The organism is Luteibaculum oceani, from assembly GCF_007995015.1.
GTDB lineage: Bacteria > Bacteroidota > Bacteroidia > Flavobacteriales_D > Luteibaculaceae > Luteibaculum > Luteibaculum oceani.
On record NZ_VORB01000002.1, the window covers coordinates 53,410 to 79,117 of the forward strand.

Below are 25,708 nucleotides of genomic sequence, written 5' to 3' on the forward strand. Positions count from 1 at the left end.
ATAAAAATCCCAAAGTTGCTAGTTGGGCGTCACTTTTAAACATTAATATCTTTGCACAAATTTATAACGCAATGCTAGGGTTAAAATTAGAAACCGACCCACGGTGGGTAAACATCGTAGAAAAGAACATTTCCGAGATATTAACGGATCATGCATACTGTGAGCAAAAGGCCGCTAGCAATGCAATTACAATTATTGTTAAGTACCCAGAATTTCCAGATTTAGTGAAAGAAATGTGTGCCATTGCCCAAGAGGAAATGCAACATTTTGAAATGGTTCATGATAAAATACTAGAGCGCGGGTTTGAATTGGGCTTTGAGAGAAAAGACCCTTATGTAAATGATTTACGTGCCTTTCTCCCGAAAGGAGGGTCTAGAATGACCCAACTAACACATCGTTTGTTATTTGCAGCTATGATAGAAGCAAGAAGTTGTGAACGATTTAAGATTCTATCAGAAGAAATAAGTGATCCCGACCTAAAGTCTTTTTATAGAGAACTAATGATTTCAGAGGCTAATCATTACACTACCTTCATAAGTTTCGCTCGTAAATATGGAGAAGGAGATGTAGATGCAATCTGGCAGCAATTTTTAGAATTTGAAGCCGGCTTAATGAGGAAATACGGTAAAAAGGAAACGATACACGGTTAATCCAGCTTAGAGTACACCGAATTGTTGGATTTGAACTCTGGAATAATCCGTTTTAATTCTTTAATCAGCCCTTCATTGTCATTGTTGCTTACCAAATTTTCAATGCGGTCGAAATCTATGGTTAAGCTCGAAGGGGTTGGATCTTTAAATATTTGAATTTTAGGGTGGTGGGTGTTTTCATTTACTTCACCATCCGCCAGAGTTTCTTCGTACAGCTTTTCCCCAGGTCTCAATCCGGTATAGATAATAGAAATATCCTTTTCGGGTTCTAAACCATAAAGCCGGATCATGTTTCGAGCGAGGTCTACTATTTTTACTGACTCCCCCATATCAAAAACGAAAGTTTGATTTTTGTCGCCCATAAATCCAGCCTCGAGCACCAAGGAGCAGGCCTCTGGGATGGTCATGAAATACCGCGTTATCTCGGGATGAGTAATAGTTACTGGACCTCCCGCTTCAATTTGTTTTTTAAAAAGCGGGATAACGCTTCCATTAGATCCCAATACATTTCCGAATCGGGTGGAAATGAAGTGACAATCGCCTCCTAAATTTTTAATTAGTAATTCACCAAAACGCTTGGAGGCGCCCATTACATTTGTTGGGTTTACCGCCTTATCAGTAGACACAAATACAAACTTTTCCACATTGCCAGCTTGAGCCAACTCAGCCAAATTTCTTGTGGCTAGGGCATTTACCTTTATGGCCTCAACTGGGTTGTTTTCCATTAGAGGGACATGCTTGTATGCCGCCGCATGAAAAATTATTTCGGGATTTATGGTGTTAAAAATGTACCTGATTCTATCAAATTGGGTGACATCGGCAATAATGGCCTCAAAATTTCTATGGCCTTTACCCAAAAGTTCCTGTTCTAGCTCGTAGAGGGGTGTTTCTGCCTGATCTAAAAGCCATAGTTTTTTACAACCAATTAGTGCTATTTGGCGGGCAATTTCGGATCCAATAGAACCTGCTGCACCTGTCACCAAAATCACCTTGTCACCTAAAAAGGATCTTAGTCTTTCTGGATCAAGTTTTATTTCTGTCCTATCCAGTAAATCTTCAATTTTTAAGTTTTTAATCTGGTTGACATTGAGTTCGCCGTTAATCCAATCGTTTACTGGCGGGACATGAAGCATTGCTACTCCTGTATTTAAACATTGATCTACAACCTTTTGCTGCTTACTTCTGGAAGGGTTTAAAATACTGAATATGACCTCGTCGGCATTAAATTTTGCAATGGTTTTATCCAGATTTTTAGAGGAGTACACTTTTACTCCTTCAATACGCATACCAACCTTTTTTTGGTCATCGTCGATAAAACCAACTACCGATTTATTTCCACCTTTTTTTTGTTCTAAGGCTCTTTTGGTAACCAGCCCCATTTCACCGGCACCATAGATAATTACCTTCTTCTTTAACTGGGTGCCTTTCCTATCGTAATAGGCCATTTTAATGAATATCCTTCCCCCCATTAAGAATAAAACCGACTGGAATAGATCTATGAGTAAAACGGAAGTGGGAAAGACAAAAAGTCCGTCGATAAAAAGGTAGCGAACTAGGTTGGATAAAAATAGTACGATAGTGCCTAGAAAAATTACCTGTACAATGCGCTTACTGTCTTCAATACTCGTGTATCTAACGTAGGAGGCAAAGGTTCTACCTATTAAAAAGGAGATGGCACGCACCGCTATGTAGATGGGAAGAGCAATTTTCATCAATTCGATTTCTACCTCGGGAATGTTAAATTCGAATCGCAATGTGTAGGATAACACAATGGATAACAGGCAAATAAAAATATCTGCGATAAAAATTATCCACCTAGGGCCCACCTGGTCTTTACTTAGTACAGCCATTCTTCAAAATTAACCAATTGCGAATATGGCATTTTACTTACTTTAGCCGGCAATTAATTTTGATTATGAAGAAAACGCCATTATACCAGAAGCACGTAGACTTAAATGCTAAAATCATTGATTTCGGAGGTTTTTTAATGCCTGTTCAATACGAAGGGGTTAATGCCGAACATGAAGCAGTAAGAACTGCCGCTGGTGTTTTTGATGTTTCGCACATGGGTGAATTTCTTCTCGAAGGTGAGGGGGCATTAGAAACCATTCAGGCCATTACTACTAACAATGCAGAGAAGTTAGTGGATGGAAAAGCCCAGTATACCTGTATGCCAAACGAACAAGGTGGAATCATCGATGACCTTTTGGTGTACAAAATGGCCGACCACAAGTATTTATTAGTAGTAAATGCCTCTAATATTGACAAAGATTTTAGCTGGATAGAAAAGAACCTAAAGGGTGATGCTAAGCTAACCAACGTTAGTGATTCTTATGCACTTTTAGCGGTTCAAGGACCCAAGGCTACTTTTGCGCTTCAATCGCTAACCGATGAAGATCTAGATGCTATTTCTTTCTATTCTTTTAAAGAAGGGAAATTTGCCGGCGTAGATAACGTAATTATCTCCGCAACGGGATACACCGGGGCCGGCGGGTTTGAGCTTTACATTCCAGCTGCTAAGGCAAGTGAGGTATGGGATGCTGTTATTGAATCGGGGAATAAGGTAGACCTAAAACCTTGTGGATTGGCTGCTCGTGATACCCTTAGGCTAGAAATGGGTTATTGTTTATACGGAAATGACATAACCGATGAAACGTCACCGCTAGAGGCTGGTTTAGGCTGGATTACCAAATTCCAAAAAGGAGACTTCACTGCTAAGGATATTATTCAAAAGCAGAAAGAAGAAGGGGTAAAGAGAAAACTAGTTGGATTTGAGCTAGTGGATAAAGGTGTGGCTAGACAAGGTTATGACATTGTTGACGCCAATGAAAACAAGATAGGTTTTATTACTTCTGGAACCATGTCTCCTTCTATGAAAAAGGCCATAGCCATGGGGTATGTTGCTACAGATTTTAGTTCCGAAGGTACCGAGGTTGGTATAAAGGTGAGAAATAAAATCTTAAAAGCGAAGACCGTTAAATTTCCATTTTTAAAATAAGCGATGGCAGATAAACCAAGTGTAGAAGTCTGTTTTAGCCCCGATCGTTTCGATTTATATTATCAGGGCCAACCCATTGTAGTTGTAATTGATGTCTTACGTGCGACAACAGCTATGTGTGTTGCATTCGAATATGGAGTGGAGAAAATCATTCCTGTATCTAGCCTAGAAGAGGCGATTGAATACCAGCGAATGGGATTTTTAGTTGGGGCAGAGCGAAATGGGAAAATAGTGGATGGTTTCGATTTTGGTAACTCACCAACAGGATTTATGACAGATAAATTCAATGGTAAAACCATAGTCCTAACTACAACCAATGGAACCCGTGCCATAAACACAGCTAACAAGGCCGAAACGGTTATTGCTGCTGGTTTTGTAAACCTCGACGCGGTAAACCAATATTTAAAAGAGCAGCAAAGGGATACCCTTATTCTTTGCTCTGGTTGGAAGGATAGATTTAATCTCGAAGATACCATTTGTGGAGGTGCAATTGTAGATTACCTCGTTGCAGAAGGTTCTCATATTTCGGACCACGATTCGTCGGTAGCGGCAAAGTATTTATACCAAAGTGCAAAGACTAACTATTTTGGTTTTCTTAAATCTTCATCCCACAGAAGGCGATTGAAAAAGTTAAACCTTCAAGAAGACATTAAATATAGCCTTACACCAAACAAAACTTCAGTAATACCATTTTTAAAAGAAGGAGAATTGATTAAATTGGGGTAATGACCTCCACCCAACGCTATTCTTTTACGCTTTTAGCAGTTTTTATATTATGTATTTCAGTACAAGCCCTGAACAAAGTAAATGTTTGGGGCTTTTTTGCGCACAGAAAAATTAATGAATTGGCGGTTTATGCACTGCCCGATTCAATGCATATATATCTGCGTTCTCATATTGAATATTTAAGTGAACACGCAGTAGATCCTGATCGAAGAAGGCATTCTACAAAAGGGGAAGCCGAAAAACATTACATAGATTTAGATTATTATCCCTACGATATAAAACAATTAGCAGATAGCTTTCCCAAAAGCTGGGAAATGGCCCTTAGCTGTTACCCCGAAGACACACTGCGAACCTATGGAATAGCTCCATGGAACCTGCAACAATATCACTATCGGCTTGTAAAACAGTTTCAGGGGAGAGACTTAAGCAAGTTGCTGAAAACCATGGCCGATTACGGGCATTATGTAGGGGATATACACGTGCCCTTACATACGACAATGAATTATAATGGGCAGCTCACTGGGCAAAAAGGAATTCATGGTTTGTGGGAAACACGCTTACCCGAATTGTTTTTCGATGAATATGATTTACTAGTTGAGGAAGTGAAATATATAGATGATGTTCAGGAATTAATTTGGTCTGTGGTATTGGAATCACACCGCCTTATGCCTGAGGTTTTACACAAGGAAATGATGCTATCTAAAGCCAATTCTTCTTCAAAATATACATTCGAAGAAAGAGGGGAGAGAACCACTACTTCATATGCTAAAAGTTTTTCACAATTATATCATGATAACTTAAATGGCATGGTGGAACAAAGGATGCGCTGTGCTGTATCCTGCCTAGCATCGCTGTGGTATACCGCGTGGGTAGACGCGGGACAGCCTAGTTTAAAAGAGTTTGAATAAGTTGTCCTATGCAGTTCAAAAGATTCGAATTACTTGAAATGTAGGGGCTTAGATTATTCTTGTAGCCAACAATTCATCTTGCTTTTCTTGTGTTTTTTTATAGATTTGTCGATGTTGAAAACAGCTGTGTTTACGCATTATACAATGGTTTCGAAACTTTTTAAAACAAGCGTTTTACTGCTTAGTCTATTGAGTGTTAGCTCATTGGCATTTGGTCAGGAGGCTCATTTCTCCCAGTACAACCGCGCACCCCTACAGTTAAACCCCGCATTAACCGGAGCATTCTTTGGTGATTGGAAGGTGAGTAATAACTATCGCTCTCAATGGAGTTCTCTATTGAGTAAGCCTGTAACTACTATCGGTCTTGGTTTCGAAAAGCCAATCTACCTTGATATTGACAAGGTAGCAGTTGGTGTTTTTGCCATGAAAGATGAGGCAGGTGGAGATAAAGGCTTTTCTACCACAAGGGTAGCTGTGTCAGGGGCCTATCACAAGCTTGTAGATTATTCCGAATTAAGATTTGGAGTTCAGTTGGCTTACACCACCAAAACCATCGATAAGAACTTGTCGTTTCCCGAAGGTTTTAATCGTGTTACCGGAGAGTTCGATCCTGAACTTACCGAGCTGGAGCCCTTGGCTAGAGATCAGGTGAGTTACTTGGATGTAAACTTTGGTGTTAGTTGGGGTATGTATTTCGAGAACTTCAGACCCGAGGTTGGTTTAGCGATGTTCCACCTGAACAAACCAACTGAAAGTTTCTATGGTACAGGAAATAAAAGAGAAACCCAGGTAGCGGCAAATGCGTCGTTCAAGTATTTTTTCAACAAAAACTTTTACCTAGATCCTAACTTCATGGTGCTTTCACAATCGAAAGCCAGAAACATGCTTGCAGGTTTGTCGGCCGGTATGAGATTTGATCCGAATAATGCAGGTGTTAACGACGCGTCATTTGGTTTCTTACTTCGTAACGGTTTTACAGATAACCCAGATGCGTTTATTGTTCTTGCAGGATTAGGTATCTCTAATTTTGACGCAGGAATTAGCTACGATTTTAATATCTCTCAATTGAAAGAGGGCCTGTCTAATAATGGTTCTTTCGAAATTTCAATTAGTTACACCGCACCTAGTACTCGTTTAATTAAAACCAAGATCGATAGTGAAAGGCTATAATCTTTCTTCTCTTGTGAAATACGTTATGTTAATAACGATATTTCCAACTTTGTTGTGTGCCCAAAAACCAACTCCGGTTCAACGAGAAGCAGAGTTGAATATATTAGAGCGTAACTATGGTGACGCTAAATATGATCCCGATGCGGTAAGCATGGGTAGGGCGAAAAAGCTGGCGAAAAAGGCTTTTAAACTTGGAGACTACTATTCAAGCATCGATTACCTCGCGCGTTACTGTGAGGAAAATCCAGAAAATTGGAAATATGCTTGGATGCTTGCAGAGTCATATAGAAAGGCAAGAGATTATAAAAATGCTGAAGATTGGTACGCCAGAGTTGCAGCAAACAAGCCTGGGAAGTATCCTAAATCATCTTTCTACCAAGCTTTAATGCAAAAGTCGAATGGCTTTTACGAAGAAGCTCCTTCATTATTAAATGCCTTCAGGAAAGAATACGACAAAAGTGATGCTCGTATTTATAAGAAGCTGGTAAAATCCGAAGCGGCTGGTGCTGAAATGGCTAAGTCCCTTATCGATAACCCAGTTAAGGTAGCAATCACTAGGCTGGATAATAATATTAATAGGGAAACTATGGAGTCTTCTCCTATTATTATTAATAGAGATTACATCGCCTATGGTTCTTTAATCGCTGATGTTGAGGAATACTATTCTTTGGCAGGAGAAGATAGACCAGAAAGAAAGTTATATCTAGCGCATAGGGTAAAAGGTAACAACTGGGAAAAGGTAGGTGAACTTCCTGGGCCTTTTAATACCGAAGGATTTAATGTGAACTCGGGTGCGTACAGCTATGATGGAGCAAGATTTTACTTCACGCTTTGTCCTAAGAGAATTAAGAACAAGAATAAGTGTGCTATCTATGTTTCCAATTTCAAAGATGGTGAATGGCAATTCCCGGAGAAGCTAAACGAAGTAATTAACGATCCTTCGTACAACTCTACTCAACCTGCTGTTGGTTTTGCAATTGATAAAAAGTCGAAGAAAAAGGTAGACGTACTTTATTTTGTTTCCGACCGCGAGGATAGAAACAGAGGGGGGTACGATCTTTACTACTCGGAGTTTGACCCTAGAATTAACGACTTTAAAAAGGTGAAGAACTTAGGGTCTAAAGTAAATTCACCTGGAGATGAGATAACTCCATTTTACGATACCGAGACCGGTACTTTGTATTTCTCATCTAATGGATTCCCTAACCTGGGAGGTTTCGATATTTTCAAATCGGAAGGAAATCCAAAGGATAAGTTTTTACCACCGGTAAATATTGGTTTCCCGTTGAATTCACCTGCTGACGATTTATTTTATACGTTAACTAAGGAGCACGACGAAGGTTTCTTTGTTTCAAATAGAATAGGTACAAACAGTACAATTAACGAGACCTGTTGTGATGATATCTTCACATTTATTTTTACGGACTTTATTAAAATTGGAATTAAAGGGGTAGTGTTTGAGATGGAGTCACCAAATGATCTTCCCAATGCGACCAATTTATTAGAGGATGTTACGGTTTCTCTTCTAGCTCGCGATGTAGCTGGAGCTGACACTGCTATGTTGCAAGAAGTTTTTCCTGCGGCAGGAGAGGAGTACTACTTTACCCTTCAGCATGGCAAAACTTATTTGCTAAAAGCAGAGGCTGATAATTATGAGCCTAGATACATTCCTATTTCAACTAAAAAAATCGCTTATTCTGATACCCTAATTCAGGATATCGGTTTAAAGAAAATTCCACCTATAGAATTTGAGGTTCCAACAATTTATTTTGCAACAAACAAAGCAACAATTAGTAAGGAGCAACAGGAAGATTTAAAATCTGGGTTAATTCCATTTTTGAGAATGCATCCAGACCTAAAGCTACGTATCGTAGGGAACTCGGATGATGTTGGCTCGTCTAAATACAACGATAAGCTTTCTGAAAGAAGAGCCACAGCTGTTTATAAATTCTTAGTTGGGGAGGATCTTGAAAAAGAACGTTTCGAGGTGGTTGGAGTTGGTGAGTCTAAGCCAGCTGTAAATCCAAAAACTGGCGAAATTCCAACTGAGGTAGCAAGAGAGAAGAACAGACGTGTGGAATTCGAAGTAATGGATAACCCACGTTACCTAATCAAAGTAAAATAATTAGTAGGAAATTAATTATACGCATAAGGCATGCACAAGTTTTATCACCGTTTTTTAACCGTTTTGGCCGTACTCTTAACCGGAGTATTATATGCGCAAAACCCTAATGTCACTGCCACCTATTCGGGGGGTGATATTTGTAGTGGAGAAAATGCAGTTTTTACCGTAGATGTAACAAAAAATGGGAGTTCTTTAGTAACTCCTTTCACTGTTTATTACAACGTTAATAATGGCCCAGCTCTCTCCAAAAGTTATACCGCTTATGGTTCGCAAAATATTACAGTAACGAATGTTACTGGAGCAAGAACTTTAACGGTAGACTCTATTATTGATAATAACAGTAACAAGTTTTTATCAACCGAATCTGCTAGTATTACTGCTGGACAGGTTAATCCAACCCCAACTAAGTCTTCTTTTACAATTGACAAGACCAATGTTGCTGAAGGAGATAATTTTGTGTTTAACTACACCTTTACGGGTACAGCGCCCTACAACGTTACTATAGAGATAGATAATGTTGTTAAAAATCTAATTGCAAATACAAATAGCGGATCTCTTGCTTTTAACGAGGCAGGGATAAATGATGTGGTTGGTACATATCAGGTTGATTATGTTAAGATCGTTGATGATAATGGATGTGAGTCAACAGGCGGACAAGAGTTTGTGGGTAATGTAACGGTGAACCCCAAGCCAGAAGTTGTTGCCTATACCAGAAAAAATGGACCTAATGGTGGTCTTGTAGAATCTAATACATACTGTGAGGGAGACGATTATAAAGTTGACGTAGAATTTTCAGGAAATGGTTCTATTTCAGGAACTTATGATGTGATTTATTATGTTGCTGGAGCTCCAACCACCGTTGTAGATGATGCAACTGCTAATGCCATGAATGTTGGAGGGAAGCTTATTGCAACCATTGTTTCTCCAACAAATACTATTTCAAATGATATCGACTCGGTTCGTATTGATTTCTCGCAGGTGGTTTCGGACCTTGGAGGTGGGACAACCGTGGAAAATAATAATCCAAAAGACTCCACAGATTTTTCAGTTGGAAAACCCGATATCTATCAGGAAAGAATTTTAACGCAAACTCAGTTCAATGATGCATCAGATGTATTTATAACTGAAATCTGCGAAGAAGAGGTTTTAAACATTGATTTTATTACAGCAAATACCCAGGGAACGGTTCAAATTTCATACGAATTTAATAACGTACCGGGAGGGGTAAATGAAGCAGCTGGTGATGAATTGTTTAACGTTCAAAACTTTGCTAATTACACGGTAGCTGGCTTTAATACTATAGAAGTTACTTCTATAGAGGATGACGTTTGTACCTATTCTCCAACTACCACTAATACCGACGCCGTTTACGTTAATCCAAAGCCTTCCATAGCACTTTCAGGAGATAATGCACTTTGTGAAAATGATGTATACCAATTGAATGTACAGTACAACGGTACTGCGCCTTTCGATTTTACATTTAGAATAAAAGATGGAGGAGCTTTCTCATACGACTCAACTATCACCAGTACTACACAACCTACTATTTCTATAGATCCAAATAACTACGATGGCAACGGTGGTAAATTGGTAGGAGGGACCAATTACGAAATTATTGCGATAAGTCTTTCCGATAATAAGGGTTGTACCTCCGGAGAAGCTGATCTTAACCAATCGGTAAACTTCCTTTATAAAACTAGACCTACAGCAACTGCTAGCTTTGCCAATCCAAAGAAGGTTTGTTCTGATGGATCCATCGAGTTAGACTTTACCCTTACGGGGGCAGCTCCATTTACTATAACTCTTGATAGTATATCTAATATTAATGGAGCTGGTGCGCAAAATAGAGGACAAGTTTCTTATACGGTTCCTACTAATAACGGTAGCATTGTTTTAAGTCCAACTGTTTCTACAGTTACTGAATTCTTCTACCACATTCGAGAAATTCAGGATAATGATGCCTGTGGGAATACATATCCAGTTGATTCTGTAGTTACCGATACCCTAACTGCATATCCAAATCCTAGTTTGGTAAGCATTACACTACAAGAGGATAGCGTGTGTGAGGATAACTTAAATAGTTTGAATTTCACTGTAAACGCAAATGGAACTGGGGATTATACCATTTCAGGAACCATTTCAGATGACCAAGGTGGAAATTATACTTTTGAGTTCGATAACAACAACTCAGGCTCTCCTTTTACTTTTGATTTAAGTGCAGAAGCGGTTCCAGCGTTGGTTCCAGGAAGAACTTACACGGTTAATTTCACTTCACTTAAAGATACCCGCAACACCGTTGATACCGATGACGATTGTACTGTTAGTTTATCTAACCAGTTTAGTATCAATGTGTTTGAACTACCAAATGTGTCAACCTTCGATATAGTAGAATCCAACAATATTGGTAATCCTATTAATACCATTTGTTTTGGTGACGATGCAAAATTACTGTTTGATATTACTGCCTTCGGAAATACCACTTTAGATGTAAACAGATCATCAACCGTAAATCCTGCACTTAATGGAACTGTAAATATTCAATTCGAGAATTTAGATAATGGGCCAGGTGCAGTTGCTTACAGCGATCAAGAATTTTTAGTAAGCCCCCTAGATTCGGTAGAATATGATTTAGTAACCATCAGTTCTAGCATTGGAACGGTAACTTGTTCAAGAACCGTTGCTTTTGCTGCAAAACCACTTAATGTAAACGACCTTCCATCAGGTGATCTAACTTTCAATACTTCAGAATTATGTAATGATGGGGTAAACAATACGGTGGATGTAACCTTTACCCTTACAGGTGGCGACGATAACAGTGGTTTTAACCTTGATTTTGTAAATAATGGAAATACTGTCTCTACTTCAGTTGGAAATGTAATTGGGAATCAGGTAACTGAAACCCTGACATTGACTGATAGCTCATACATCTATTTAAGAAACCTGGTAGGACAGACAGCGCCTATGTGTGCTGGAAAGGATGACTCCATTTTCATCAATGTAAATCAGCAGCCAGACGTTGAGTTGTTAACTGGTGATACATTTATTTGTGAAGGCGAAACTGCTGGATTTAGAGTTGCCTTAACAGGGGTAGCACCTATAAAAGTTACTTTCTTGTCAGAATCTGCTCCAGGTACTGGCGCGAATCAAGTGATCGAATTACTAACTGCAGAGGCGGGTAATTATGTTAATAACAGGGAGGTGTTTATTCCAGTTTCTAATATAGATGCAGGAATGGATTCTGCCTTTACGGTATTATCAGTAGAAGATGCAGTTTGCGACAATACTACTCCAAGTTCTGACAATCAAAGGGTAGTTATTGTAGTTAATAAAAATCCACGCATAGTACTTAATAGCCCTACTCTTGTGTGCTTCAATCAGTCTAGCCCATTAACTTCTCTAGTGCTAGGGGGGAACAATAATGACTTTGGACTGAGCAAGGAAATAGATGTTGATTATACTATTTCATATGTAAATGGTGGAGTATTCAGCTCAGGTACTTTTAGTTCTATTGGAGTTAATTTCCAAAACAGATCTACACCTGAAAACTTTACCTTAACACAGGATACTTCCTTTGTTTTAACTGCAATTGCAGATGCAACATTTGGATGTACCGGAGCAACGGGACAAGTTCTAAATGTTGACGTTACTGATGAAATTACGGCTTCTATAAGTGGAAATGATACCATTTGTAATGGTTCGGATGCAGAGGTGTTGGTTTCACTTCCAGCTGGATTAGAGTATGAATTAACTTTTGAAGTTAATGGTGGTACAGAAGTAAGAACCAATGTACAAGACCAAGATGTGCTAACCTTCTCTACTGGTGGTGGTGCAAATACAGATGAAATTATTTTGGTTTCTGCAGCTTATCAAAATGGCCTTGCTTGTTTAACCCAGATTAATGACACGTTAAATGTATTTGAACAAGCGGTACCTGAAGCGGAAGTATCTATAAATCAGAATGATATCCAAGCTTGTGTTGGTGAAGATGTTCAAGTAAGTTTTGATATTACACAAGGTACAGGAACTGTTTTTGTTGATTATGAAAATGGTGATGCATCGGTAAGTGGTACGGTACAAGGAACAGCTGGAAATACTGTAATTGAAACCATTTCAGGATTAGCGGTTGGATCTTATGCTATAAACAAAGTGAAGGTTTATACTTTGTCTGATGCTGGCGAATGTGAGGGTAGTGCAGTTAGTGCAAATACTGCTAATATTACTGTAAGAGACTTACCTCAAGTTAGTTTTATTCCAAATAAAACAACTGCATGTGATTCTGAACCAGTTGTTTACAAGGGATCATTTAACATTGCGGCAGGTTCTGGTGCTACTAAGTTTGAAATTACCTATGAAATTAATGGAGAAGGAGATCAAACAGCGATTCTTGAACCAGGTATTGGAAATGACGAGATAGTTGTTTCCAGAGTAGGTAGCTATACCATCGAATTTAAGTCCATTACAGAAGTAGATGGAAATGGTACAAACTGTTCAAATGGAATAGGGCAAACCTTTAACATCTCGGTTAACCAAAGACCTACTTTGGCGATGTCTGGCGATACTACTATTTGTGAACAGCAGCCAACGGACATAAATTTAGACTTTGAGGGGACTGCTCCATTTAATGTAGATATTCAGAATATTGGGGTGTTTATTGCTAACGGTGATACAGTTATTACTGTAAGTCCATCAGCTACAACTACTTATACGCTTAATAGCTTAACAGATGCATCTGGGGCAGGTTGTGCCTCATCAGTGTCATCTACAAGTGTTACAATAGCTATTACAGAGAAGCCTAATGTAGCAATCAGTTTTTCTGATAACCCAATTTGTGAGGGTGAAACAGTAGATGTTGAATTGACCTTTACTGGAGGAACAGCACCTGAATATACTGTACAATATAGGTTAGGAAATGGAAGTGCAACTACTCATCCACAAGCTTCGGTAGGTGGAAATATGGTTATTAGTCTTCCTGCACAATTCCAAACCAAAGACATAGAAATTCTTACTGTTACTGATGATAGCAATCCATCTTGTGTCTTCAACGAAAATCAAAAAGCTACTTTAACAGTTAGGGATAGTCTTATTGCTACCTTAACCGCTAATAGAACTGAGATTTGTGAAGGTGAGGACATTCAATTAAGCCTTACCATTCAAGGTGCAGTTGGAAAACAAGTTCAGTACGAAGTACAAGATGAACTTTCTAATGTTATTCAAGCTGGTGTTTCACCAACTGGAGCAACTATTTCATTGCCTCAACAAACTGCTTTAGCAACGGATAAAAATTACACGGTTACTACGCTAGAATATCAGGATTTGTCTCCTGCTTGTTCTAATGCTGGTGAATCCGTTGCTATTAACGTTAATCCAACTCCTACAGTTGATTTAATTGGTGGAAATGTATTCTGTCAGGGTGCAGCGGTACCATTTACTATTAATTACACGGCCGGAGATGGAGATATCTTTGTGAAATTAAGATCAGATTCTACGGGGCAGGTAATCAATCAACAAGATGTTCAAGGTGCTTCTGTTCAATACACCTGGACTCCAAATGATACCGGTACTATTGATCTAGGTGTAATTTCTGTAACCTCTGTTTCTAATACTGGAAACATTTGTCAAAATACAGTTACCCTTCCAGCGGATATAAGTTATGGTATTCGCCCGAATCCATCAGGTGAAATCAACGCAAACCAATTTACAATTGTAAATGGTGGTGAGACCCAACTGGTATTCAGTGGTGAAGGATATGTAGGTCCTGGTGCTGGTAATGTAATTATCGATTATACCGCAAATGGAACTCCCGTTAACCCAAGTGTTAGCCTTGATGGAGCTCCTCAGTATCCAGATACTGCTTTAGTAACGGTTCAACCAAACGTAACGACAACTTATCGTATTACTCAAATTAGACAAAACAGTGGAGCGGTTAACGGATCATGTGCTGTAAGCTCTACGGATGAAGTAACGGTAACTGTTGTAGATAATGTGACCGCTGCAATTAGTGGTGACGACAATGTTTGTTTGGGTGAGTCAGTTGAGTTATTCTTCTCATTCGCAAATCCAGCTCCTAACTACGATGTAATCATTGAAGATGTTGGGGCAGGAACAACTGGAAACTTAGATACCCTGTTTAATGTATCTGATAATACTCCCGTGGCTTATACTCCAAAGAGATCGGGTTCATTAGAGTTTACCATCTTTAAAATTACTGATGATAACAACAATGTAACCGACGATCCCAATGAGTTTGCCGGTCGTGCTACTATTGAAGTGTCAGAATCGAAAGTGGTAACCTTAGTAGGTGATAACATTATCTGTGAGGGACAACCAGGATTCTTTACTGTGCAACTGGAAGGTTCTGGAGAATTTACTGTTCCTTTCGAGATAACACCAAGTGGATCTAAGCGATTATTTACCGCTTCTGAAAATGATTCACCTTCACAAAGATCTGTATTAGCAAGTGAATTAAGACTAGGAGAAAACATCATTGATTTCTCAGGAACAGTTACTAATTCGCTTAACAATCAATGTCCAATTGAACAAAAAGGTACGGCTCGTATCTTTGTGAAGCCTACTCCAACGGCAGACTTTATTTTCAATCCTACAGAGCCTTGTGAAGGAACCAACGTAAATGTTTTCCTTGACGCTAGCCCAGATTCTCTATTCGACTTTACTTATAGCCAAGATGGTGTTACTAAATCGGTAAGTGGCGTTCAAGACAATGGATTGTTAACTTCCTTTACAGCTACTTCTGATATTAGATTCAACTCATTATCAATTAGTTATTCGGATGCTCCTGGATGTGCTAACAATACTGTAGTTCAAAAGACGCTTAAGGTTAAACAAGCGCCTGTGGTGGCATTTAAATCTGCCGATGCTCAAATTTGTAACGGTCAGGCCTATGATATTTTGGTACGCTTTACCAACGTGAATAAGTATCCTGTAACATTTACTTATAACGATGGTACCAAGGATTCTACTCTAGTATTCGCGAATCCAAATAACCTACAGGACACCATTATTACTGTAGCTCCAACCACAACAACCACTTATACTTTAGTTTCAGTTACTGATGGTAACTTACCTTCTTGTTCAGGATCTGTTGCTATAGGTGAGGAAGATGTAACCGTAACGGTAGGATCTCCATTAATTCTTAACGAATTTAGACTGGTTGATGATACGATTTGCGACGGGCAGTCGGTAAATTATATTGTTGATGTGAACGGAGATCTTCCTATGACTGCATTCTTCAGCGGTTCTGAAGGCCCCTTCTCTAAAACACTAAACTCAACAGGAGCTAATGTATTTACTATTACCCCTAATGGAGATTTAAGCCTAAGACTAGACAGAATTGTAGATAACTTTAACTGTGAAAAGGTGTATAACCAAACAGAGGAAACTCAGGTTATACAAAACCCAACACTTAGCTATGTTCCTAATAAAACCCAGTTATGCTTAGGAGACAGTATCAGACTAAGGGTAAATGTTAGCGCAGAGGATACGGTTTTGGCAAACTTTAGAGACCCTAATTTCGCAGCTGGTGGTATAGATACAACCTTCGAATTGGTTCCAGGACTTCAGTTTGTGTATTTAAAACCAACCCAAGCTGGAGAGCCTGTTGTGGTTACCGTAGAAACAGTTCAGTACAAAAATCCAAGAGGTGGATGTATTAGTGAGGATGTTCAGGTAACTCCATTTAATGTGTATCCAACACCAACGGCAAACGTTTTTGTTAATGGTAACCAAAAGGATACTACGATTTGTCAGGGGAAAAACATTCCACTTAATTTCGTAGCGACAGGTTCTGGAACTAAAACAGTTTTCTATGAGAATTCTAATGGAAAACAAGGATTTGTAACCATTCCAGCTGGATCTACTCAGAAGACGATAAATGTAAATACTGGAGCAAATACTGGAGTGATTAAGTACTATATTACTCAAGTACAGAGCGATAACGGAACACAATGTAGTGCGGCAGGTATGGATACGGTTACTGTAACCGTATCTCCAACACCAACAGTGGAAATTACTACAACCAACAACCCGCGTTGTTTAAATGGTCCTTCATCTAAGATTACATTCAATTTTACTGGTAACGGACCCTTTGTATTCGATTACACTGATGGAACGAACACTTTCACTAGAACAGCCAGTGTAGATAGCGATAATGACGGTAGATTAGATGTTGTTGTAACCGTAGCGCCAGGAACTACTACAACTTACTGTGTTACGCGTATTGCAGATGCAACTAATCCAATGGCATGTGTTAATACCGGAGCAAACTGTAAGACTATTTCTGTGAAACAACAGCCAGAAGCTGAATTGTTTAATGGAAACGATGAACTATGCTTGGGTGAAACAGTAACACTTAACTTCTTCCTAAGAGGTAAAGCACCATTAGATGTAAGATTTAGATATAATGGTACGGGTGGTGCTTTCAATGTAAGCGGTGATACGCTTGTTGAAAATCTTAAAACTGGTTTAAATACGCTAACCTGGCAACTGCCTTTTGCTAGAGATTACATTATTGTAATTGATAGTATTGCAGATAGCAATGTACCTACTTGTACTTCTGGTGCAACGCTTGGATTTGCAGAGGTTACGGTTAATCCAATTCCAACTATAACAGACTTTGTAAGAACAAACACCGGAAAAGGAATTTGTAAAGGAGAGTCTATAAACATTAACATTACTCCAGGTAATTTTAGTGGTGGATATCCATATCAAGTTACCTTATTAGCGAATGGAAATACCATTGTAGACACCATTACTCAGGCTAATAGCTTTATTACGCTTACGCCTTCGGTAACAACAGATTATCGTTTTGTTGGAATTAAGAGTATCCCTACAGGTTGTGATAGTATCTATCCAGCAAACAATCCGTTTGTTGAAAATGTAGAGGTTTACGAAAACCCAACGATTACATATCAAGTTAATCCTTCTAACGTTTGTGTTGGAGATAATTACAACTTGGATGTATCCCTTACAGGAACACCAAACATATTCTTCGACATTTTTGTTAATGGAAGTTTCTTAAGAACCGAAGCGGTTTCTGTTGCCGACGAAACGGCACCAGGTTCAGAGGTTTACGCGAGGTCTATAACCTTGTTTAATGCTCCATTACCACTGGCAGGATTTAATAGATCTTTTGTTACGATTAGAAACGTAAGAGATAACTCTCAGGCGGTTAACAACACAATTAATAACTGTACGGTCAACCCTACAGATACAGCCTTCTTTAGAGTTAATCCACAAGCAACTGCTAATTTCGCTGATGCATCTACTACGGTAATTTGCGAAGGTGATGAAGTACAGTACCCGATTAACATTACTGGGTCTGGAGAAGTGTTTGTTGTTATTGATGTGTTCAATGTTAGCAACAATACACTACTTAGAAAGGATACCATTTCCGAACTAGCTTCAGTTGGTATAGTGGGGTACACGGATACGCCTCTAAATACTGTTCGTTACGAGATTAACGAGGTTTACAGTGAAACTGGTGGTGTTAAATGTCCAGGTATTGCTGGTAATAGCAAAACTGTAACGGTTAGAAATACCCCAAGAGTAACGATCTCTGTTGATAGAGAAACTATTTGTGAAAATGAGCAAGTAGAGGTTACATATTCAATATCTGGTCAAGGACCATTTGATTTTGTTAGAACGGTACAAGGTCCTAACGGAACAGATACCAGAGAATTCTTCTCAGTAAATTCTAATGTAATTGAATACCTTACTTTAACTGATACAACAGTAGTTTACGTAGACTCTATTATTCGTAGACAAACTCCTAAGTGTTTCAACTTAGATTCTATTGGTAAGAGAATCAATGTTAATCCTAAAGCTAAAGCAACCTTCTTAGCTGCAGATACTGCATTCTGTGAAGGTGAACAGCCTGGATTTAGATTGAAATTAGAAGGGCAGGGCGCCATCACTGTATTGTACAGAAGAATGCCTACCGGAACTATCCAGACCTATACCAACTTTGCTGGAACCTACTTTATTCCTGTTTCTCAGGGATCTGGAACAACAGCCAGATGGCAGGTTATTTCTATCGACGATCAGTCTAATCCAAAATGTGTTGAAGGCAACGGAAGAGGATTCACTGATATCACGGTATTCAGAAGACCATCTGCTAGAATTAGTGGAGACTTTGAAATCTGTGAAGGTGGAAATGCAGCAATTAACTTGATTCTTAACGGTCAGGCCGATGATAGCCTTATAGTTTACTATTCAGATAAGTTTGATCCTTCTGGAAATGGATTATCTGGACAGTATGAAAACTATGCAGGATCATATGGTGTATTACTAACGGGGGTAGATACTACCTCTTATATCACTATCGATTCTATTCAATACAAGAACTTTGGATGTGTAGTGAGGGCAGACGAATTTGTAGTGGTAGATACCGCTAAGATTGATGTGAGACCTTCACCTGAAGTTAGAATCACTTCGCCATCTATGAACTTATGTAAGTTCGATGATGTTGTGTATGAGTTTAACTTCCCATTCGATGGTCCATATAACCTGTCGTATAGCATTAATGGTGCTCCTTCACAAACAGAAGTAGACGTAGATGACGGATTTAAAGTAACCGTACCGAATGCACCGGATACAACAGAGTTAGTGGTTAAGTCATTGGTTTACAGGGATATTCCACAATGTGTAGCCGAAGATGTAGATTCACTAACTATTTTTGTAAACGATACATTAGAAGTAGAAATAGTTGAAACTTTATGTAATGATATAGCTACTGGATACAGGTTTGTGGTAGACATTACTGGAGGTAAAGATGATTCATACGAGTTTGTAAACTTTAATGGTCAGGTTGTAAGCCTAAAAGGGCCACAGGATACACTTCCTGAACTTCCAAACGGTGTTTACGATTTTGATATCAGAGATGGTAGCGGATGTCCACCAGTTGAGTTTGTGGGTACTCACGAGTGTGATTGTATATCTCAGGCAGGTTCCTTTACCAACACTGTTGATGTTATTCAGGTTTGTGAAGATTTAGTTGCAGATGCAAGATCTCTATTCGATAACACGAATGAATCGCTTGATGCGAATGATACAGCTTTATTTGTTCTTAGAGAAAATAAGGGTAATAGTTCACTAGGAACTGTGTTGGCAGTGAATAACCTGCCAACCTTTACTAAGGCTGGTTTATTAACCAATACGGTTTATTACATCTCAGCTGTTGTTGCAGATGCTGATGCTACCATTGCAAACGGATTTGATCCAACCGATCCTTGTCTATCTGTATCTATTGGTGTACCGATTATGTGGTTAGATCGTTCAACATTAGAAATTGAGTTAATACCAAACGACTCCGGTTTTGTTTGTGAGCAAAATGTGTTGAATTACAGATTTAGATTTACGTCTCCAGGCGGTACTCCAGGAAATTACTCGGTAGTATGGAATGATGGCATAGGGCCAGATAAATCGGCTACGTTTAATGGTGTATTCGAATCGGGAATCTTATCAACCGACGCTCCTGTAACGGTAGATAACGATATAGACATCATTAGCTTTATCGATACCGATAATGCCAATAGCTGTTATACGGTTGTTAACGATAACGAGCCATATAATCTAGCATCTCTTCCAGATGCTGATTTCACAGCGGATGCTCTTGCGGTTTGTGGAGATGAATTGGTGGCAGACTCAGATACAAGAACCTTTACTGCAAATGCAGTTGGAAACTTCCAGTATGAATGGACATTTGAAAATGGAACTCCAGCTACAGGTGATGAACAAATTGAGCAAGCACAGTACAATGTTGCTGGACCAAGTATCACTACATTAAGAGTTACCAACCAATTTGGTTGTAGAGATAGTGTAGATAAAACGGTAGATGTAACGATTGCAGAGAAGCCAATTCTTAATGATGGTTTAATCAAGAGAATTTGCTTGGATACTGTAATGACATTCGAAGCAACCAACCTTAACACGACTCCTGGTCCTGGTCAAAACTCGGATCAAACCAGATGGTTCTTAGACGGTGTATTCCAGCAGCAAGGTGCACAAACAACTTTTGGTCCTGTTGCTATTGATGAAAAGCGTCAGTACACTGTGGTTGTGGAAAACCAATTCAATAACTGTACAGCAAGAGATACATTTGTGTTCAGTGTAATTGGACCAGAAGCTGATGTTGTTCTTGTAAATGATAACATCTGTTCAGATACTGACCTACAGGTTCAATTAAACAACATCGATGATGTTAATCGTGTAACCTGGAATTTTACAAACCAAATTGGTGGATCGATTAACAGAATTAGCAATACTAGTCCGTTTAATGTTTCGGTAACGATTCCAGAGTTATTCCCATCGAATGATCAGGTTGAAGTTACTGCAGTATTAGAATCAGCTGAGGGTTGTACAACGACCAGAACAGCAATTGCTACGGTGTTTGATGTATCGGTAGAATTGGATCACATTATTCCACTTTCTGAAGATCCAAATGCTCCTGCACAATATTGTCTTGGATTGTTAGACTCTGCATTCTTTGCAACTCCTCCGGTTGGATCTGGTCTTACATTCCAATGGAATTTCGGTAGGGGAGATGTAATCCTTAATGGTGGTGCACCTCAAACTGCAGTTATAAGCCAGTCGGGTCAAACTAGTATATCTGTGACTGCAACGGACGAGAACGGATGTGTGGATGTAGATTCGCTTCAAATTAGAATCTTCGATCTTCCTAATCTTGGGTTCGAAACCAATTTAGATCAGGATACGGTTTGTTCTGGTAATGGTCCTATTGTTCTTACTGCAACTGGTATTGATCCAGCAGCACCTGCAGCACTGTTTGCTTGGGATGATATGCCGGATAGTACTACCATTATTACGGATACTTCTAAGGCTAGTGTAACGCTTGCTCCACTTGCGGAAGGGGTGTATACTTACACCTTAACTGCTAGGGATGAAAATTACTGTTATGCTACAGTAACCAAAGAGATTAGCTCATTCAACCTTGTAGATCCTAATACATTCAGTAAATTCAAGGATCTAGATACGTCTTTCGCTATTGGTTACGAATTACCAGTAGACTATGCCCTAGGTAACCCAGCTTATGTGTACGAATGGACACCAACGGATGGGGTTAGTAATCCTGACTTTGGAATTACTGAGATATTAACCCTAGAAGATGAAACATACAGGTTAGCAGTAAGTGACATCTATGGATGTTTCCCTGAAAGAAGAGTGTTTGTTGATATCCTTCTGATGAGAGAATCTAGTATAGATGTACCAGATGCATTTACACCTAACGGTGATGGAATAAATGATGTTATTTATCCAGATGGTTGGGCGCTAGATCAAGTACAAGAGTTTAGGGTGTACAACAGAAATGGAGAGCTAGTGTGGTTTGGTACGGGTACTAAAGAAGAGGCTTCTTGGGATGGAACCTACAAGGGCCAAAACCAACCAGCTGATACCTACTACTACACCGTTACGGTTAAGACCTTACTCGGTACTGAAGAAGTAGGTAGAGGAGAGTTCAGCCTGATTCGATAGGAAACAGTAACAATATCTAATAGTAAAAAGACCGGCTTTAAGTCGGTCTTTTTTTTGGTCTAATATGTAGTTACGGTTGCAGCCTTTTTATGCTGTTGTGTAAATAAATCTGTAGTTGTAATCATTCAAATTGAAAACAACAAATAACTCTATGGGATTTTGTAATCTCTGTTGCGGATCAACAACTATCCTAGGCGCCACACTTTAATAGCTCCGTCATCTCCGGCAGATGCAAAGCTGTCTTCACTTAGTTTTAATAAATGGTTTACCGAACGGCTGTGGCCATTTTCCTTAACGCCAATTTTCTGAACCACCTCTAGGGAGTTACTATTCCAAATTTTTATGGTCTTGTCCCTGCTTGCTGAAACAATAAGATTTCCATCCTGTAGTTCAATGAGCGAGTAAATTCCGAAGTTATGGGCTGGAATATTTACGTCTTTTATTGGTTTTAAGGGATGGAAACAACCTAGGTGACCATTTTTACCTGCCACCAACCAAACGTCCTTAGTACTCATTTTAAGCATGCTAAAGATGGAGTCGGATTGTGATGTTGGGTTAATTAAAGATTCTCTGTTGAGCGTGTTTACGTTTATGGCTTCTATTACACCATTGCTAAATCCGCACAGAAGCCATTCGCGATCAGTATCGTAGGCTATAGATCTAATCTTATCGCCATGAACCTTAATGAATGCAAGGTTTTTCAGGTTTTCGCTGTCCCAAAAGGCTATGTAGCCCTCGGCGTCAGAAGTGGCAATGAGATTTTTAGCCGGAATATTGATGCATTGGTAAACCGATTTTCTATGAAAGGCAAAGTTTTTTAGCTCCTTCTTTTGGATAACGTCAATTACGTGAATGTTCCCCGTAATACTACCAATCCATAGGTGAGAATGAGAGTAGCATAGACTATAGGCATTATAATCTAACTTAATGTTGCCTGATATATTTTTTAAGTCGGTTAATGACCACTTTGCTATTAGCTTGTCGGAACCAGAGCTGTATAGATTTCCATGTTCGTCAGCACAAAGATTGTAAATAGGGCCTTTGTGACCGATTAATGTTCCGATAAGTTCAAAATTGGTACGCATTGTCTGTAAATATTGTCAGATTGTCACCCTGCCGCAATTGGCATATAACTTGCCCACTAAGGACGTAAATAAATGTAATTAACGATGCAGCAGACTGGAAACATAAGTGTACAAACGGAAAATATATTTCCAATTATTAAAAAGGCGCTATACTCAGATCATGAAATCTTCCTTAGAGAGTTGGTTTCTAATGGTGTAGATGCTTGCCAAAAACTAAAAACTTTAGCCGGTTTAGGAGAAACTACTTCCGAAATTGATAAACTGCGTGTAGAGGTTGCGGTTGATAAAAAGAAAAAGACGATTACCATTTCGGATAATGGTATAGGTATGACCGCTGAAGAGGTGGATAAGTACATCAACCAGATTGCATTTTCAGGTGCCGAAGAGTTTGTAAACAAATACAAAGACAAAACCGAGAAAACGGGAATTATCGGGCATTTTGGTCTTGGATTTTACTCGGCCTTTATGGTTGCAGAGAAAGTAGAAATTCATACCAAATCTCATACCGGAGCAGACGCTGTAAAGTGGACTTGCGACGGTTCTACATCCTATAGCATCGATAAGGGAGATAAAAAAGAAAGAGGAACTGAGATAACTTTGTTCGTTGACAAGGACTCTGAAGAGTTTTTAGAGGATCACAGAATTTCTGGCATCCTAGAAAAGTATTGTAAGTTTCTACCGGTTGAAATAAAATTCGGTACCAAAGAAGAAACTAAAAAAGAGAAGGACGGGGATAAAGAAAAAGAAACTAAGGTTACTGTTGACAACATTATAAACAACCCCAATCCAGCTTGGGTTAAGGCACCTGCGGACTTAAAAGAGGAGGATTACAAATCTTTTTTCAGAGAATTATATCCTTTTGCCGAAGAGCCGTTATTCCACATACACCTTAATGTAGATTACCCGTTTAACTTAACAGGGGTACTTTATTTCCCGAAGCTTAAAAACTCGGTCGAGGTACAGAAAAATAAAATTCAGCTTTACTGTAACCAGGTTTTTGTTACCGATTCAGTTGAGGGGGTTGTTCCAGAATTTTTAACCTTATTACAAGGGGTTTTAGATTCTCCCGATATTCCATTAAACGTTTCTAGATCGTACTTGCAAAGCGATAGCAACGTGAAAAAAATATCCAACCACATTACTAAAAAGGTGGCGGATAAGCTGAATGAAATCTATAAAAACAGCAAGGAAGATTTTGAGTCTAAATGGGAAGATATCAAAGTCTTTATTGAGTATGGAATGCTTTCTGAGGATAAATTCTATGATAGGATTAAGAAAATTTTCCTAGTAAAGGATACTGAAGGTAAGCACAGCCCGATTCAAGATTTTATCGAAGAAATAAAGGCCACACAAACCAATAAGAACAAAAAGACCGTGGTGTTATATACCCATGAGCCTAATGAGCACCACATCCAGATAGAAGCTGCAAAAAACAAAGGTTACAAGGTGGTGGTAATGGATTCACCATTAACTTCTCATGTTGTTTCTTTCATGGAGCAGAAACTGGAGAATGTAACGTTTAGCAGAATAGACGCCGATTCTATAGATAAGCTAATTGAAAAGGACGAAGAAATCCCATCGAAACTTTCTAAAGAGGAAGAAGAGAAATTAAAGCCAATTTTTGAAGGCGTTCTGAGCAAAGATAAGTTTACCGTGGAGATAGGTAGTCTTGAAGAGCAAGACCAACCGGTTATTATTTCTCAACCAGAGTTTATGCGCCGTATGAAGGAGCAACAAATGATGGGGGGTGGAGCAGGCTTCTATGGAACACTTCCAGAAATGTATTCGGTTAAGGTAAATGGAAACCATCCTATTATTTCCTCTATCCTAGCAAAAGAAAAAGAGGAGGAGCAGAAAGATTTAGCTAAACAAGTGGTAGATTTAGCATTGTTAAGTCAGAATTTGCTGAAAGGTGAAGACTTAAGTAAGTTTATCAAAAGAAGCGTAGAATTAATTAAAAACTAATGAGAATAATTAATTTATTAATCGTAGTTATAACCACGGGGCTTTTAAGCTCTTGTGGTTATAACTCTATGGTTGAGAAAGACGAAAGCGTTGCTCAACTCTGGGCTCAGGTAGAAACTCAATACCAAAGAAGAGCCGACCTTATACCTAATCTCGTAAATACCGTAAAGGGCTATGCAGATTTTGAAAAGGAAACTCTGACTGCTGTAATTGAGGCACGAGCCAAGGCCACCTCGGTAAACGTGGATCCAAGTAACTTGACCCAGGAGGATTTAAACAAGTTTCAGGCTGCTCAGGGACAATTAAGTGGAGCGCTTTCTAGATTACTGGTAACCATTGAGCGTTATCCAGACCTAAAGGCCAACCAAAATTTTCGTGATTTTCAAGCCCAATTAGAGGGAACGGAAAATAGAATTTCAGTGGCAAGACAGCGTTTTAACGACGGAGTAAAGGATTACAATTCATACATCAGACAATTTCCAAGGGTAATTTATGCCGGTTGGTTTGATTTTGAAAAGAAAGCCTACTTCGAATCTGAAGCTGGAACGGAGAAAGCTCCTGAAGTAAACTTTTAA

11 protein-coding genes are annotated in these 25,708 nt (G+C 39.0%); 9 read left to right on the top strand and 2 right to left on the bottom strand.

What is annotated here, in order from left to right; genetic code table 11:
- The first annotated feature begins 71 nt into the window (after nucleotides 1-71).
- A complete protein-coding gene (gene miaE, locus FRX97_RS02340) occupies nucleotides 72-650 on the top strand; it encodes a tRNA-(ms[2]io[6]A)-hydroxylase (RefSeq protein WP_147012993.1) in 579 nt (192 codons plus the stop codon).
- On the opposite strand, the gene FRX97_RS02345 is transcribed toward miaE, so the two are convergent.
- A complete protein-coding gene (locus FRX97_RS02345) occupies nucleotides 647-2,500 on the bottom strand; it encodes a polysaccharide biosynthesis protein (RefSeq protein WP_147012995.1) in 1,854 nt (617 codons plus the stop codon). The two genes, miaE and FRX97_RS02345, sit on opposite strands and share 4 nt — an antisense overlap.
- Nucleotides 2,501-2,565: 65 nt before the next feature.
- Between FRX97_RS02345 and gcvT the strand changes: the two genes are divergently transcribed.
- The 6 genes from gcvT to FRX97_RS02375 all read left to right on the top strand — a co-directional run bounded on the left by gcvT (nucleotide 2,566) and on the right by FRX97_RS02375 (nucleotide 22,083).
- Nucleotides 2,566-3,648 (top strand): glycine cleavage system aminomethyltransferase GcvT, encoded by a 1,083-nt coding sequence (gcvT, locus tag FRX97_RS02350; RefSeq protein ID WP_147012997.1) that lies wholly within the window; start codon nucleotides 2,566-2,568, stop codon nucleotides 3,646-3,648.
- Nucleotides 3,649-3,651: 3 nt separating this feature from the next.
- Nucleotides 3,652-4,374 (top strand): 2-phosphosulfolactate phosphatase, encoded by a 723-nt coding sequence (locus FRX97_RS02355; protein WP_147012999.1) that lies wholly within the window; start codon nucleotides 3,652-3,654, stop codon nucleotides 4,372-4,374.
- Nucleotides 4,374-5,282, top strand: a complete 909-nt coding sequence (locus FRX97_RS02360; protein WP_147013001.1) for a zinc dependent phospholipase C family protein — start codon at nucleotides 4,374-4,376, stop codon at nucleotides 5,280-5,282. The genes FRX97_RS02355 and FRX97_RS02360 overlap by 1 nt, the downstream gene beginning before the upstream one ends.
- Before the next feature lie 144 nt (nucleotides 5,283-5,426).
- Complete coding sequence (locus tag FRX97_RS02365) at nucleotides 5,427-6,452, top strand: PorP/SprF family type IX secretion system membrane protein (RefSeq protein WP_170226995.1); 1,026 nt, start codon at nucleotides 5,427-5,429, stop codon at nucleotides 6,450-6,452.
- Nucleotides 6,439-8,577 carry an OmpA family protein gene (locus FRX97_RS02370; RefSeq protein WP_147013005.1) on the top strand — a complete coding sequence of 713 codons (2,139 nt, stop codon included), beginning with the start codon at nucleotides 6,439-6,441 and terminating at the stop codon, nucleotides 8,575-8,577. The genes FRX97_RS02365 and FRX97_RS02370 overlap by 14 nt, the downstream gene beginning before the upstream one ends.
- Nucleotides 8,578-8,607: 30 nt before the next feature.
- Complete coding sequence (locus tag FRX97_RS02375) at nucleotides 8,608-22,083, top strand: T9SS type B sorting domain-containing protein (RefSeq protein WP_147013007.1); 13,476 nt, start codon at nucleotides 8,608-8,610, stop codon at nucleotides 22,081-22,083.
- A 185-nt stretch (nucleotides 22,084-22,268) separates the two neighbouring features.
- Here FRX97_RS02375 and FRX97_RS12245 read toward each other — a convergent pair whose 3' ends face one another.
- Nucleotides 22,269-23,168, bottom strand: coding sequence for a WD40 repeat domain-containing protein (locus FRX97_RS12245; protein WP_170226996.1), 900 nt, complete (start codon nucleotides 23,166-23,168; stop codon nucleotides 22,269-22,271).
- An 84-nt stretch (nucleotides 23,169-23,252) separates the two neighbouring features.
- On the opposite strand from FRX97_RS12245, the gene htpG reads away from it, so the two are divergent.
- A complete protein-coding gene (gene htpG / locus FRX97_RS02390; protein WP_147013009.1) occupies nucleotides 23,253-25,133 on the top strand; it encodes a molecular chaperone HtpG in 1,881 nt (626 codons plus the stop codon).
- Nucleotides 25,133-25,708 carry a LemA family protein gene (locus FRX97_RS02395; protein ID WP_147013011.1) on the top strand — a complete coding sequence of 192 codons (576 nt, stop codon included), beginning with the start codon at nucleotides 25,133-25,135 and terminating at the stop codon, nucleotides 25,706-25,708. The genes htpG and FRX97_RS02395 overlap by 1 nt, the downstream gene beginning before the upstream one ends.